The sequence below is a fragment of the Escherichia sp. E2562 genome (genome assembly GCF_005781075.1).
Taxonomy (GTDB): domain Bacteria; phylum Pseudomonadota; class Gammaproteobacteria; order Enterobacterales; family Enterobacteriaceae; genus Escherichia.
The window spans coordinates 28358-43714 of the sequence record NZ_VATM01000015.1 but is presented as its reverse complement, the minus strand read 5'-3'; the positions used below and the strand labels follow the sequence as shown (position 1 = coordinate 43714).

The 15357-nt window shown below is 47.7% G+C and carries 15 protein-coding genes and 1 other annotated feature; of the genes, 1 reads left to right on the top strand and 14 read right to left on the bottom strand.

All coding sequences use genetic code 11. The features are described from left to right. Position 1: 1 nt before the first annotated feature. The 14 genes from selO to thrS form a co-directional block, all read right to left on the bottom strand. Positions 2-1438: a protein adenylyltransferase SelO gene (selO, locus tag FEK43_RS18150; RefSeq protein WP_135406845.1), complete on the bottom strand. Its 1437-nt coding sequence runs from the start codon at positions 1436-1438 to the stop codon at positions 2-4. A 62-nt stretch (positions 1439-1500) separates the two neighbouring features. Beyond that, the gene (locus FEK43_RS18145; RefSeq protein ID WP_135407252.1) at positions 1501-2214 is read right to left on the bottom strand and encodes an EAL domain-containing protein; all 714 of its coding nucleotides are present in this window, start codon (positions 2212-2214) and stop codon (positions 1501-1503) included. Positions 2215-2460: 246 nt separating this feature from the next. Continuing rightward, positions 2461-2925: an NlpC/P60 family protein gene (locus FEK43_RS18140; protein WP_130208276.1), complete on the bottom strand. Its 465-nt coding sequence runs from the start codon at positions 2923-2925 to the stop codon at positions 2461-2463. 77 nt (positions 2926-3002) lie between these two features. Then, the gene (btuD, locus tag FEK43_RS18135; protein WP_130208278.1) at positions 3003-3752 is read right to left on the bottom strand and encodes a vitamin B12 ABC transporter ATP-binding protein BtuD; all 750 of its coding nucleotides are present in this window, start codon (positions 3750-3752) and stop codon (positions 3003-3005) included. Then, on the bottom strand, positions 3752-4303 hold the full coding sequence (gene btuE, locus FEK43_RS18130) for a bifunctional thioredoxin/glutathione peroxidase (protein WP_130208280.1): 552 nt from the start codon (positions 4301-4303) through the stop codon (positions 3752-3754). Before btuE ends, btuD begins: the two co-directional genes overlap by 1 nt. Positions 4304-4366: 63 nt before the next feature. Then, positions 4367-5347, bottom strand: coding sequence for a vitamin B12 ABC transporter permease BtuC (gene btuC / locus FEK43_RS18125; protein WP_135406851.1), 981 nt, complete (start codon positions 5345-5347; stop codon positions 4367-4369). 100 nt (positions 5348-5447) lie between these two features. Continuing rightward, complete coding sequence (ihfA, locus tag FEK43_RS18120; protein ID WP_002440155.1) at positions 5448-5747, bottom strand: integration host factor subunit alpha; 300 nt, start codon at positions 5745-5747, stop codon at positions 5448-5450. 4 nt (positions 5748-5751) lie between these two features. Continuing rightward, positions 5752-8139, bottom strand: coding sequence for a phenylalanine--tRNA ligase subunit beta (pheT, locus tag FEK43_RS18115; RefSeq protein WP_130259846.1), 2388 nt, complete (start codon positions 8137-8139; stop codon positions 5752-5754). Positions 8140-8153: 14 nt separating this feature from the next. After that, a complete protein-coding gene (pheS, locus tag FEK43_RS18110) occupies positions 8154-9137 on the bottom strand; it encodes a phenylalanine--tRNA ligase subunit alpha (protein WP_000018588.1) in 984 nt (327 codons plus the stop codon). Between the two features lie 209 nt (positions 9138-9346). Then, positions 9347-9471, bottom strand: a sequence feature (Phe leader region). Next, positions 9421-9465 carry a pheST operon leader peptide PheM gene (gene pheM / locus FEK43_RS22870; RefSeq protein WP_001386830.1) on the bottom strand — a complete coding sequence of 15 codons (45 nt, stop codon included), beginning with the start codon at positions 9463-9465 and terminating at the stop codon, positions 9421-9423. (Overlaps the previous feature by 45 nt.) A 116-nt stretch (positions 9472-9587) precedes the next feature. Continuing rightward, complete coding sequence (gene rplT, locus FEK43_RS18100) at positions 9588-9944, bottom strand: 50S ribosomal protein L20 (RefSeq protein ID WP_000124850.1); 357 nt, start codon at positions 9942-9944, stop codon at positions 9588-9590. Between the two features lie 53 nt (positions 9945-9997). Continuing rightward, the gene (rpmI, locus tag FEK43_RS18095) at positions 9998-10195 is read right to left on the bottom strand and encodes a 50S ribosomal protein L35 (protein ID WP_001124225.1); all 198 of its coding nucleotides are present in this window, start codon (positions 10193-10195) and stop codon (positions 9998-10000) included. 92 nt (positions 10196-10287) lie between these two features. Beyond that, entirely contained in the window at positions 10288-10830 is a 543-nt protein-coding gene (infC, locus tag FEK43_RS18090; protein WP_001700733.1) for a translation initiation factor IF-3, read from the bottom strand. Between the two features lie 3 nt (positions 10831-10833). Continuing rightward, on the bottom strand, positions 10834-12762 hold the full coding sequence (gene thrS / locus FEK43_RS18085) for a threonine--tRNA ligase (RefSeq protein WP_130208286.1): 1929 nt from the start codon (positions 12760-12762) through the stop codon (positions 10834-10836). 738 nt (positions 12763-13500) lie between these two features. Between thrS and FEK43_RS18080 the strand changes: the two genes are divergently transcribed. Beyond that, on the top strand, positions 13501-15243 hold the full coding sequence (locus tag FEK43_RS18080; protein ID WP_138158680.1) for a P-loop NTPase fold protein: 1743 nt from the start codon (positions 13501-13503) through the stop codon (positions 15241-15243). Positions 15244-15357 lie beyond the last annotated feature (114 nt).

Genomic DNA, 15357 nt, shown 5'->3' with positions numbered 1-15357 from the left:
TTTAACTCGAGCAGCTGACTTCAAGCCGTTTACCCCAGTCAGGTGGACGACTGACATAGTCATCATCCCTGTCGCTGAAAGGATTTCGCAACGCTTCATGCAGACGTTGTAATTCTGTCATATCGCCCTTTTCTGCCGCCTCAATAGCGCGTTGTGCCAGCCAGTTTCGCAATACCAGCGCAGGATTGACGCTCTGCATCAGTTGCTGACGTTCACTATCGGCAACTCCGTCTTGTTGCAAGCGCGCCCGATAACGCGTAAACCAGTCATCAAACGCCGCGCGGTCAATAAACTCATCGCGCAGCGGTGAAGCCGCACTGTGCTGCTCGGTCAGGCTTAACATGCGGAATGTGCGAGTATAATCACTGCGCTCTTGCGCCATCAGACTGAACAATTCATTCAGTAGCGCATTATCCTCTTTTTGCTCCGTCATAAAGCCCAGCTTCTGCCGCATACGTTTTCCATAATGCGTCAACAAAACCTGTTGATAGCTTTCCAGTGCCTCGTTTAACGCGTCGACAGTGATAAACGGCGACAATGTCTGCGCCAGACGCTGTAAATTCCACAACGCAACGGCAGGTTGATTATCAAAGCTGTAACGTCCCTGATGATCAGAGTGATTACAAATAAAGCCCGGTTCATAATCATCGAGGAAAGCAAATGGACCATAATCCAGCGTCAGCCCGAGAATCGACATGTTATCCGTGTTCATCACCCCGTGAGCAAAACCGACTGTCTGCCAGCTGGCGATTAACGAAGCCGTACGTGCGACAATATCGGTAAACCAGAGGCGGTATTTATCCTCTTCATCCTGAAGATGCGGCCAGTAATAGCGAATGGCGAAGTCAGCCAGCTGGCGAACTTTTTCCGGTTCCCGACGATAGTAAAAGTGTTCAAAGTGGCCAAATCGCAAATGACTCTGCGCTACGCGCATCAGCATCGCTCCTGATTCGACCGTCTCCCGGTAAACCGGCGTATCGCTGGTAACAATGCTTAAGGCGCGTGTCGTCGGAATGCCAAGGTGATGCATTGCCTCACTGGCAAGACTTTCGCGAATTGTTGAACGTAAAACCGCACGTCCGTCGCCCATCCGCGAATAAGGCGTCAGCCCCGCACCTTTCAGATGCCAGTCCATGGTGGTGCCGTCGGCAAACTGTTGCTCGCCGAGTAAAATACCGCGCCCGTCGCCAAGCTGCCCCGCCCAGACACCAAACTGGTGGCCACTGTAGACCTGGGCCAGTGGCGACATGCCTGGCAGTAAAGTTTCGCCGCCCCAGACACCCGCGCCACTTTCAAACAGCGACGATGGAACACCCAGCGTATTAGCCAGTTCGGCGTTATACCAAATCAACCGGGCATTATTTAAAGGCGTAGGGGAAAGCGATGTATATGTTGCCGGCAATTCATCACGCCAGCGGGTAATAAAAGACAGGGTCATAGATCCTCCTGTTTGATAGTGTAGACGGTTACTCTCGTCTTAAACACCATCAAACAAGAGGGTTATCGCTGGACCAGCGTTGTTATCTGGCTTACGGGAACTGCGGGCCACAAGCATCCCTGAAAAGCATGGAAACCAAACGGCACCATCTGCGCCAACATCTCCGGTGTATTAATACCAGCAGCAATAATACAATTGCAACAAGGTGAAATTTGCGCATGGAGCGCACGAATAAAAGGCGCGAAAGATTTATGGACTATTTGTTGCTGAATAAAACCTTTATCCAGCATGACGCGAGTGAAAAGCCCATCAAAAACAGCCTTCATTGTACTGTTGCCCGCACCCAAATTTCCCAAAACCAATGGAAAAATTTGCGATAAGTGCAAAAGTTCATAATTATCTTTTCCCTCATTAAGATGAGGATAATTTTCATTAATCATCAATTCAGCAAAGGGAATTTTTAATAGTTTGCTTGCGTAATTATCCCTATCTAATAATAACTTTGCTACTTGTGGCGTTAAATTAATCCAGGCAAAGAGTTTATGTTGAATGAAAAAATGTTGGCATGATTTTAGTAATTCCAACTTTTCGGCAAATAATTGCCAATGCTGCTCCTCTGAAAGTTGTGCAATAACCCGTGTCGTCGGGATGCGAACCGTACCGTCGTCACTGGAGAAATGGGTTATTAACTCAACCCCAACAAGATTTTGTTGGCTGTCTCTTATCGGTAGAAAATAGTAATCAGAATGATAAAGATTCTCCAGTAAGACCCTCATGGTAACAGCCCCTCTCTTCGGATTTTTTTCAACATCCAGATAAAAAGTTTGAGGCCATAAGGCATAACAAATACAGAGGGAATAACTTTCATTTGTTCCATGTTAACCACTTTTTCAGGGGTCCTTTTTTTAGATTATCCTGAGTATAAACGAATATTCCATTTGCGGTATTTTTGTCTGCAAAATACTACTGTATTCAGGAGTTAACAGACGGTGCGGTATCAGCACCGTCCATTTATTGAGATACTAGATTCGTCTCGCCTGCCAGAAATTTTTCTGCCAGTAGACATTATCGAGGGAAGAACGCATCACCCCCTTGCTGGTAGAGGCGTGAATGAATTGATTGTTGGTATCGTAAATACCCACGTGTAAACCATTTTGCCCGGAACCTGTTTTGAAAAAGACCAGATCGCCTGGCAGCAATTCTTCTTTATCAATTTGGGTACCGATAGCGGCCTGTTGTTTTGTTTCGCGTGGCAACTGTAAGTCGAAACGGTCACGCATCGTCACAACCACGAAACCAGAACAGTCCACTCCACGTCGAGTCATGCCGCCATAACGATACGGCGTACCATGCCAGCTCTGTAGTTGATCGTTCAAACCGGCAATGACAGTAATGGAGTCAGAAAGCCTGGCGTTTGGCGGCGGCGCTTTATGATGGCTACACCCGGCCAGAAACAGTGCTGTAATTAAAATTAGGCAGAAACGCATTCCGTACGAATCCTCTGTTTTTTATTCTTGCATTAATTTAGCGTCGAAATTAACCGTTTTTCAAGATGCTAATGAAATCAGGTGGTCGAAATCAGCATTCGGTGACCTTCAATGTCCAGACGACGGAAGCTCATGCCATAAGCCTGGGCCAGATTCGGCGGCGTTAGTACTTCATCTCTCCGCCCACTGGCAAGCAGTTTTCCTTGTTTAAGTAACCACGCCCGATGCGCGTGACGCAATGTGTGGTTAAGATCGTGACTGCTCATCACAATCGCCACGCCTTGCTGACAGAGCGCGCTCAAAATTTTATCTAACGCGCTTTGCTGGGCAACATCAAGGCTGTTCATGGGTTCATCAAGGAGAAGCAATTGACCTGCCGGATTCGCTTGCGGCGTGATTTGTAGCACCACAGCAGCAAGACGGACACGTTGCCATTCACCACCGGATAGTTGATTGGTGCTTCGACCGAGTTTGTCATCAAGGGCCAACGCCCCTGCGACATCATTTAGCAGATCGGTTCGCGTTTTATCGTGCTGGTGCATGGTCAGGTAATGCCAGACTGGCATAGCAAACGGCGGCGTCTGTTGTTGTGCAAGATAGGCGCGATGCAGGGCGAGTTTTGTTGCGGGCCAGGTATCCAGTGGTTTACCTGCAAACTGAATGCTTCCCTGACCACTGGTCATCCCCGCCATTCGCGCCAGCAAGGTGCTCTTGCCCGCGCCGTTCGGACCCACCAGATGCAGGATCTCCCCTGCCCGGACCTCGCCAGAAAGCGGCCCCAGGCGGGTTGATTCCGCTACATCCTGTAACTGCATCACAATAGACATTATTTTGCCAACGCCAGTTTAATGCTTTCCATTACAATAGGATCTTCCGGCGTCATATCCGGGGAAAAACGCTGGATGACCTTTCCGTCTCTACCCACCAGAAACTTTTCAAAATTCCACAAAATATCATCAGGGTACAGTGGCGCACGGCCTTTGCTGGCCATTCGCGCGTAGAAACCGCTCTCTTCCGGTGCCACCGCCGTCGGCGCTGCGGCAATCAATTTTTGATATAGCGGATGACGACCTTCGCCATTGACCTCAATTTTACTGAACATTGGGAACGTCACGCCCCAGGTGGTGGTGCAATAAGTTTTAATTTCTTCATCACTACCTGGTTCTTGTTCAAGGAACTGGTTGCACGGAAATCCCAGCACGACGAAACCACGATCGGCCCAGGCTTTCTGGATGTTCTCCAACTGTTCATATTGCGGCGTTAAGCCACACTTTGAAGCGACATTGACAATCAGCAGCACATTACCGGCATATTTCTCCAGCGTGGTCACTTCCCCGTCAATCGTCTTCACTACGGTGGTCAGAATGGGATCTTGCATCGTGTCTCCTGGAAAAGGTCAGTAAAAAATCTTAGCTTTTAATCATAGACCGTCTTTATGCGGCTAACGCCCTGCTTTTAACAATAACCAGATAAACACCGGCGCCCCCAGGGTGGCGGTGACCACACCAATCGGTAACTCTGCGGAAGCCAGCGCCAGTCGAGCAACAATATCGGCAAGCAGCAACGCAGTAGCACCTGCCAGCGCGCAGCCGGGAAGTAATACCCGGTGATCGGTTAATCCGCACAGCCGCAGAATATGCGGGATAACCAGGCCAATAAACCCAATAGCGCCAGCCAACGCCACACTGACACCGACCATCCAACCGGTAGCCGCGACCAGCACATTGCGCCAGAGCCACAGTGGTAACCCCAGTTGTCGCGCCGAGATTTCACCCAGCGCTAACATATTCATTGGGCGGGACTGACAGCAAATCCACAACAACACCGGAATCAAGGCCACCATCAGCCAACTTTGTCGCCAGTCTACACCCCCAAAGCCGCCCATCATCCAGTACATCAGTTGGCGTAAATCAACAGACGTGGAAAAGTAGATGGCCCACGTCATTAACGCGCTACAGATGATACCCAGTGCAACACCAGCCAGCAGTAATCGGCTGGTTGAAAGATGACGGCGGGCAAAACGCAAGAGAATTAAGGTGATAATAAGCGCGCCAGCAATCGCACACAGCCCCAGCGCCCAGTTCGGTAACTGCCCTTGCCCAAGCAATACAGCGGCGATAAGCCCCACTCCAGCACCGTTAGAGACGCCAAGCAGCCCCGGCTCCGCGAGAGGGTTTTCAAACAGCGCCTGCATGACCGCGCCTGATAACGCCAGCGCCGCGCCAACCAGCAATACAACCAGGGTACGTGGCAGACGAATTTGCCAGACGAACAGTTCGCCACGAGGAGTGAACCAGTCGGCAGGTGAAATCCATTGTTCACCAGCGCAAAGGCTTAAGAGAAGCGCCAGCAGCATCAAAACTGACAGGCATAATAACCAGCGAATATTTTGTCGCTGTTGTTGGCGGGCAAGTGTCAGCATGGTATCCGTTCTGCTGAAGTGTCATTCCGTTGATTTTACGGTGACTCTTCGACAGTGAAAAGAAAAAAGGCCGCAGAGCGGCCTTTTTAGTTAGATCAGATTACTCGTCTTTGGGTGTGGCGTTTTCGACCCGGCTTTTTAACTTCTGCCCGGGTCTGAAGGTCACCACGCGCCGTGCTGTAATGGGAATATCCTCGCCCGTTTTCGGGTTACGTCCCGGGCGTTGATTCTTATCACGCAGATCGAAGTTACCAAAACCAGAGAGTTTCACCTGCTCGCCGTTTTCCAGAGCGCGACGGATCTCTTCGAAAAACAGTTCAACCAGTTCTTTGGCATCCCGCTTGCTAAGCCCAAGCTTATCAAACAGATATTCTGACATTTCAGCTTTTGTAAGCGCCATAGGTTCAATCCCTCAATGATGCCTGGAATCGCTCTTTTAATGCCTCTACACATTTGGCGACGGTAGCGGCAATCTCCTCTTCTTCGAGTGTACGGCTGGTATCTTGCAGGATCAGGCTTATGGCGAGGCTCTTATACCCCTCCGCAACACCCTTACCGCGGTACACGTCAAACAAGTTTACGCCAACTACCTGATTTACGCCAACTTTCTTACATTCGGATAAAATATCCGCTGCGGGAACGTTTTCTGCAACCACAACCGCGATGTCACGACGGTTCGCCGGGAAGCGCGAAATCTCGCGCGCTTGAGGCACCACGCGGTCTGCGAGCTTGTTCCACTCCAGTTCAAACACCAGAGTGCGACCGTTAAGATCCAGTTTACGTTCCAGTTCAGGATGAACAACCCCAACAAAACCAATACGTTCACCTTTCAGATAAATCGCTGCGGATTGTCCCGGATGCAGTGCCGGATTCGCTTCTGCACGGAACTCAACATCAGCCAGTTTACCGGTCAGGTCGAGAACGGATTCAAGATCGCCTTTCAAATCATAGAAATCAACAGTCTCTTTTGCCAGGTTCCAGTGCTCTTCGTAACGGTTACCGCAAATCACACCGGCTAACATCAGATCCTGACGAATGCCCAATGGCGCCTGCGTATCTGGCACGAAGCGCAGACCGCTTTCAAAAATGCGCACACGGTTTTGCTGACGGTTCTGGTTGTACACTACAGTTGCCAGCAGACCGGTCCACAGAGAAAGACGCATTGCCGACATTTCAACGGAAATCGGGCTTGGCAGCAGTAAGGCTTCAACGCCCGGGTGGATCATCTGTTGCACTTTCGGATCAACGAAGCTATAGGTGATCACTTCCTGATAGCCTTTGTCGTTGAGCAGCGTTTTCACGCGCTTGAGTGACAAATCGGCTTCACGGTGAGTCCCCATAATCAGGCTCGCCTGCACCGGTTCATCCGGGATGTTGTTGTAGCCGTAAACACGCGCCACTTCTTCGACCAGATCTTCTTCAATCTCCATGTCGAAACGCCAGCTCGGTGCAACAGCCTGCCACTCGTCCTTGCCTTCGGTAACTTCACAGCCGAGACGACGCAGAATGTCAGTCACCTGTGCATCGGCAATATGATGGCCGATCAGACGATCCAATTTGCTACGACGCAGAGTGATGGTCGCACGCTTCGGCAACGTTGCTTCGTTAGTGATATCGATAACCGGGCCAGCTTCACCGCCGCAGATATCGATCAGCAGACGGGTCGCACGTTCCATTGCTTTGTGCTGCAGTGCCGGATCAACACCACGCTCATAACGGTGAGAAGCATCAGTATGCAGGCCATGACGACGAGCACGACCGGTGATAGACAGCGGGCTGAAGAACGCGCATTCCAGCAGGACGTTTTGCGTTTCGTCATTCACTCCAGAGTGTTCGCCACCGAAGATACCGCCCATCGCCAGCGCCTTGTTGTGGTCGGCGATGACCAGGGTGTCAGCGTTCAGCTTCGCTTCGGTACCGTCGAGCAGTACCAGCGTTTCGCCCTCTTTCGCCATCCGCACCACAATGCCGCCTTCAATGCGATCTTTGTCGAAAGCGTGCATCGGCTGACCCAGTTCGAGCAGCACGTAGTTGGTGACGTCAACCACTGCATCGATAGAACGAATCCCGCAACGACGCAGTTTTTCTTTCATCCACAGCGGAGTTGGCGCTTTAACGTTAATGCCTTTTACTACGCGGCCAAGATAACGCGGGCAGGCTTCCGGCGCTTCTACCGCAATCGGCAGCGTGTCATCGATGGTTGCACCAACCGGGACAATTTCCGGTTCAACCAGCGGAAGCTGGTTCAGCACGGCAACATCACGCGCTACGCCGATAATGCCTAAGCAGTCTGCACGGTTTGGCGTCACACTGATTTCGATGGTGTTGTCATCAAGTTTCAGGTATTCACGGATGTCGGTGCCAATTGGCGCATCCGCAGGCAGTTCGATAATACCGTTATGATCGTCAGAAATACCCAGCTCAGAGAAGGAGCACAGCATCCCTTCAGACGGTTCACCGCGCAGTTTCGCGGCTTTAATTTTGAAATCGCCCGGCAGTACAGCACCAATAGTTGCTACCGCCACACGCAGGCCCTGACGACAGTTTGGCGCGCCGCAGACGATGTCCAGCAGGCGATCGCCACCGACATTGACTTTGGTCACTCGCAGTTTGTCAGCATTCGGATGCTGCGCACATTCAACCACTTCACCAACGACCACGCCGTGGAAGCTACCGGCAACCGGTTCTACACCGTCAACTTCCAGGCCCGCCATCGTGATTTGATTCGCCAGCGCATCACTATCGATCGCCGGGTTCACCCATTCGCGTAACCACAGTTCACTGAATTTCATAATCTATTCCTGCCTTATTTAAACTGTTTGAGGAAACGCAGATCGTTTTCGAAGAATGAACGCAGGTCGGTGACGCCGTAACGCAACATGGTCAGACGCTCCATCCCCATACCGAAGGCGAAACCGGAGTAAACTTCCGGATCGATGCCAACATTACGCAGCACGTTCGGATGCACCATCCCGCAGCCCAGTACTTCCAGCCATTTACCGTTTTTACCCATGACGTCCACTTCTGCAGAAGGTTCGGTGAACGGGAAGTAGGAAGGACGGAAGCGAATCTGCAAATCTTCTTCAAAGAAGTTACGCAGGAAGTCGTGCAGCGTGCCTTTCAGGTTGGTAAAGCTGATGTTGGTATCAACAATCAGACCTTCCATCTGATGGAACATCGGCGTGTGAGTCTGGTCGTAGTCGTTACGGTAAACGCGGCCAGGCGCGATAATACGAATCGGCGGCTGCTGGGCTTTCATGGTGCGGATCTGTACGCCAGAGGTCTGGGTACGCAGCAGGCGGGTAGCGTCAAACCAGAAAGTGTCGTGGTCAGCGCGCGCCGGGTGGTGACCAGGAATGTTCAGAGCATCGAAGTTATGATAATCGTCTTCGATTTCCGGCCCGGTTGCCACGGTGAAGCCAAGCTCACCGAAGAAACTTTCGATACGGTCGATAGTGCGGGTAACCGGGTGCAGGCCACCGTTTTCGATACGACGACCAGGGAGGGAAACATCGATAGTTTCCGCAGCCAGACGCGCATTCAGCGCTGCGCTTTCCAGTTCAGCTTTACGCGCATTCAGCGCCTGCTGAACTTGCTCTTTCGCTTCGTTGATAACCGCACCAGCTGCCGGACGCTCTTCTGGCGGCAGCTCACGCAGGGTCGTCATCTGAAGGGTTAAGTGCCCTTTTTTACCCAAATATTCGACGCGCACATTGTCTAACGCGGCAACATCTGACGCCTGGCTAATGGCCGCCTTCGCACTGGCAACCAGTTCTGCGAGATGTGACATGGTTTTCCTCATTGTGTCAGTGGTGACACTGGTTCGTTGGACTTAGAGCCTATCCCATCAGGCTATTTTACTTGCCATTTTGGTCCCGGGCAGTGCTCGAAATCCTCACGTACTTAAGTACGCTCCGGTTTCTCCGCGCTGGCCGTGTCCAGACTGGCTGCGACAATTACGCCTGATGAGACAGGCTTTTTATTTTTCAAAACGCGCATACGAAAAAAGCCTCCACTGGGAGGCTTTCAGGCGCTGTTTTCCGTTTCTCTTCTCACGCGCTAGCCTCCTGGAGTCAGGTGCTAAAGTAAAAAAAGAAGCGGAAAATAGCAGCATTCATTGCTTGCGTTACCTTTTGGTACTTTTCAAAAGACCTTTATTGAAAAGGCTACGGCGATAAAAGTCAATGTTTTGATGGTGTTGAAACGAAAAGAGGGAGACTAGCTCCCTCTTTCAACTGGCTTATGCCAGAGCTGCTTTCGCTTTTTCAACCAGAGCGGTGAACGCTACTTTGTCGAATACTGCGATATCAGCCAGGATCTTACGGTCGATTTCAACAGAGGCTTTTTTCAGACCATTGATGAATTTGCTGTAAGAAATACCGTTCTGACGTGCTGCTGCGTTGATACGCGCAATCCACAGTTGACGGAACTGACGCTTACGTTGACGACGGTCACGGTAAGCATACTGACCAGCTTTGATAACAGCCTGGAAGGCAACGCGGTATACGCGAGAACGCGCACCGTAGTAGCCTTTAGCTTGTTTCAAAATTTTCTTGTGACGTGCGCGTGCAATAACACCACGTTTTACGCGAGCCATATGTGCTCTCCTGTATCTATATTCTAATTAAAAAGTTAAAAAACGTTAACGGTTTATGCGTACGGCAGGCACGCGATTACCAGGCCCAGATCGCCTTTGGAAACCATGGCTTTCGGACGCAGGTGACGTTTACGTTTGGTCGCTTTTTTGGTCAGAATGTGACGCAGGTTAGCGTGCTTGTGCTTAAAACCACCTTTACCGGTTTTTTTGAAGCGCTTAGCAGCACCGCGTACGGTCTTAATTTTTGGCATTTTAATAACTTCCACTTCGCATTGTTGATAAACAGAAACAAAGGCGAATCACCCTGTGAGCCGAGGCCCACAGGAATGATTACTTGATGGCCTTACTGTTTCTTCTTAGGAGCGAGCACCATGATCATCTGGCGGCCTTCGATCTTCGTTGGGAAGGATTCGACCACTGCCAGTTCTTGCAAATCGTCTTTCACGCGATTAAGCACTTCCATACCGATTTGCTGGTGCGCCATCTCACGACCGCGGAAACGCAGCGTGATTTTGGCTTTATCACCCTCTTCGAGAAAGCGAATCAGGCTGCGGAGTTTTACCTGATAGTCGCCTTCATCTGTACCAGGACGGAATTTAATTTCCTTAACCTGGATAACTTTTTGCTTTTTCTTCTGTTCCTTAGAAGACTTGCTCTTTTCATAGAGGAATTTGCCGTAATCCATTATACGACAAACCGGCGGCTCGGCGTTAGGGCTGATCTCGACTAAGTCTACTCCGGCTTCTTCAGCTTTCTCCAGAGCTTCTCTCAGACTCACAATACCAAGCTGCTCGCCTTCCAAACCTGTTAAGCGAACTTCCTGGGCGCGAATTTCGCCATTGATACGGTTAGGACGCGCCGTTTGAACTCGTTTTCCGCCTTTAATACCTTATTCCTCCAATTGTTTAAGACTGCGGCTGCGAATCTCTTGTTGCAGCTTCTCGATCACTTCATTTACGTCCATGCTTCCCAGGTCTTTACCACGGCGGGTGCGAACGGCAACTTTGCCAGATTCCACCTCTTTATCACCACAGACCAGCATATATGGGACGCGACGCAAAGTGTGCTCGCGGATTTTAAAGCCAATCTTCTCATTTCTCAAGTCTGCTTTAACACGAATGCCCGCATTTGATAGTTTTTGCGTCAATTCGTTAACGTATTCAGACTGTGAATCCGTAATGTTCATGATAACAACCTGAACCGGCGCAAGCCAGGTCGGGAAGAAACCAGCGAACTCTTCGGTCAGGATACCGATGAAACGTTCCATCGACCCAAGAATTGCACGGTGAATCATTACCGGAACCTTACGCTCGTTGTCTTCGCCTACATAGGAAGCGCTCAGACGAGACGGTAAGGAGAAGTCCAGCTGTACTGTACCGCACTGCCATGCACGATCGAGGCAGTCATACAGGGTAAATTCAATTTTCGGACCGTAGAACGCGCCTTCACCCAGTTGATACTCAAACGGGATGTTGTTTTCTTCCAGCGCAACTGCCAGGTCCGCCTCAGCACGATCCCACATTTCGTCACTGCCAATACGTTTTTCAGGACGAGTGGAAAGCTTGACCACGATCTTCTCGAAGCCAAAAGTGCTGTACATATCATAGACTAAACGGATACATCCGTTAACTTCATCGCGAATTTGTTCTTCAGTACAGAAGATATGCGCGTCATCCTGGGTAAAACCACGCACGCGCATCAGGCCGTGCAGGGATCCTGACGGCTCGTTACGGTGGCAGCTACCGAACTCGGCCATACGCAGCGGCAGATCGCGATACGACTTCAGCCCCTGGTTAAAGATTTGTACGTGACCCGGACAGTTCATCGGCTTAATGCAGTATTCACGGTTCTCAGAAGAGGTGGTGAACATTGCATCTTTATAGTTTTCCCAGTGACCGGTTTTTTCCCACAGGACGCGGTCCATCATAAACGGGCCTTTAACTTCCTGATACTGGTACTCTTTCAGTTTAGAGCGAACGAACACTTCCAGTTCACGGAAGATGGTCCAGCCGTCATTGTGCCAGAACACCATACCCGGCGCTTCTTCCTGCATATGGTACAGGTCGAGCTGTTTACCGATTTTACGGTGGTCGCGTTTAGCGGCTTCTTCCAGACGCTGCAGATACGCGTTGAGGGCTTTTTTATCTGCCCACGCAGTACCATAAATACGTTGCAACATTTTGTTGTTGCTGTCGCCGCGCCAGTAGGCCCCTGCCGTTTTCATCAGTTTGAAATGGTGGCAGAAACGCATATTCGGTACGTGCGGACCGCGGCACATATCGACATATTCTTCGTGGAAATAGAGGCCAGGCTGGTCATCATGGGCGATGTTTTCGTCCAGGATGGAGACTTTATAGCTCTCGCCGCGTTTAACGAACGTTTCACGCGCTTCGTGCCAGCTGACTTTCTTCTTAATGACGTCGTAGTTTTTCTCAGCAAGCTCATGCATCCGCTTCTCGAGTGCTTCGACATCTTCCTGGGTTAACGTGCGGTCAAGATCAACGTCGTAATAGAAACCGTTGTCAATAACCGGGCCGATTGCCATTTTGGTATGCGGCCAAAGTTGTTTAATTGCGTGCCCTAACAGGTGCGCGCAGGAGTGACGAATGATCTCCAGACCTTCTTCGTCTTTAGCGGTAATGATCGCCAGTTTAGCGTCGTTTTCAATCAAATCGCACGCATCTACCAGTTCGCCATTAACGCGCCCTGCGATACAGGCTTTCGCCAGACCTGGACCAATGTCCAGCGCAACATCCATGGGGCTTACAGCGTGGTCGTAATGGCGTTGGCTGCCATCAGGAAGAGTAATAACAGGCATGTTATATCCTTATTTGCAGTGGTGACCCACACGAAAGATCACATACAAAGAGAAAATTTGTTTGTTTTCAATTCATTGCGCATCCATCTAGCCAACAGTCGCTAAATTGGTACACAATTTGGTACACAAATGAAAAATCGACACAGCAAGTTTTTCACCCAGTAAAATCATGGTAACACTAAAAAAGTAGTGATTGCACTATCTCTGTTTGACATTGACTAACATTGTCATCGCTTCAATGAGGTACATCGTCTAACTAGGCTGTTTTAGTTGATAATTGTGATTTTATATCGCTGATTGTTGGTACAAACGGAAAAGGAATGAGACAAAAAATAACACTATTTATTCATCGAATTAATGGTAACCACAAATTAATACAGATGCACACCATCCGAACCTAAAGAAAGATAAGCGGAAGGTTTCTTGATAGTGACGCCAGCAACTGACAATAATCTAGTTAATTCTCACGACTAGCGACTACTAGCACTGTCGGCATATAAAGCTCACTAGGGTATGAGGTCAGATGATGGAGAAAAGAGGCTGAGGTGATAGTTGCCGATGATACAATACCGACAAGTAAGTATATCTGGCACGATGTGTCGCGCACTGTACGGATGATTAAAAATCAAGTAGGGAGCCTTGTGTCTGCTGTTTGAGATGGATTATCATTTTTTATAAGATTACAGGAAAATTATTTTCATATACTGTTTTATTTTTAACAGCGAGCCAGAAAACTTGATGAAATACTCTAACAGCAATCTTATTATAAAAATAATACATCTACTTTCACAAAAAAGAGATGGTCTGATTTTGCTTGATGGGAACTGGGGTACAGGAAAGACTCACTTTATCAGAAAAAAATTTCCCAAGTACTATGATAAAAACATTTTCTATTATATTTCTTTACTAGGTATTAAATCCTTATCAGATTTCAAAGCTAAAATTATAGATTGTTACTACCTGCAAGATATACAAACATTTAAATCCGGGCTCGAAAGTCTATCAGGAATAGGTAGCATTGCCAGCGGCTCACCTGCAAGTGCCAATATTATTAACAGCATGTTTAATTCTATTGGTGCAAGTGTTAGAGAAAACATTTTATCAAAACTGGATGGTATTTTTATATTGGATGATATAGAGAGAATATCCGAAACATCATTAGTTAGTGAAATTTTGACATATTGCCATTCTCTTTATATGTCCGAGATGAACTCAAATTTAGACTTTATTATTATTACCAATACATCAACTGAGTCTGGTTTAAAAATAGAACACAAGGAAAAACTCATTGCAGAAACACTTCATTATAATCCGCATCCAGAGGAAATATTGGATATAGATATAATAAATGGAAAGCTTTCCCAATTCCCACAGGAAGATAAAATTCTCTTTGAGGATATAGTAAAAAATAACAACATAGTTAACATCCGTATTTTGATGCGTATTTTGGACACAGCTACGCCATTATATGAATACGTTAAATCATATCCTCATCTTTCTTGGAGAATACCATCAACAATTCTTTTAAACTCAATATGCTCTTTCTTCATTTTATTATTTTTGCATAATCACTCTCTTGAGGAGCTTCTCAAGGATCAAGATCCAACATTTTTATTAAACACCGAGGAATCAAGTGATAGTGAGAGAGTGCTATGGTTAGCATTGAATAATTACAAAATAAAACCTGAGATTAAAAGGTATTATAGCGGACAAGCTTCATTAAATGACATATTGGATGTTTTGTTTTATGAAGCAAAACCGCTTACTATGAGAGAAATTGCAATATCAGTACGTCCAGAATTACATGAGATAAATGAAAAGGAACTTTCAAATACACTTGTCGACTTAATTTGCCGTAAGATTGATTGTAATTTCTATGAATGGATAAAAGCGTTTCAGAATTATGAGTATTTAACCACACATAAATACCTACCAAAATCACCAATTATAACTCTAAAGTTTGTCACTTCGATTCTGAACGGATTCACTGACAATGAAGTTGCAGAATGCTTTGAGCTATACTCACTTGATAGAAAAAATAGCTTAAATAGTGGTTTTGAAGATAGCAAATTGCTGTACTCAATTTCATTTTACCGTTATAAAAGCACGATCAAAATGCGTGAGCTCAACACTATTAGGTTGCAATTAGAATTGAATGGCTGGGCATCATTCAATGCTAACCAATTAACCACTTTAGATCCATTCGGAAATTATAAGCCGCTTGAAGTGCTTGGTGTATCATTTGTAACAAAATGCGTTTTAAAGAATTGGGCAGTTAATGATATTGAGCAATTTAGTTCTTTCTTGCGTAGCAACTATCAAATCAGCAACATAAAACAATTCGCCACTAATGAAAAAAACAAACTTATTTATCTTAGTCAAAAACTTGATATTTTTTGCCTTTCCTATAAAGAAAGCTTTAAATTTGGAGCCATATACGATCTAAACAGAACAGTTAAAATTGCCATTAACAAATTATGAGAACATCCACTTTACCAAAAAATCATTTTTTTGGTGGGGTAATACCTGGCGATTAACAAATCTGAAAACAAAGCTCTAATACAGCGGCGAAAGCATGATTTACTTGTGTATATT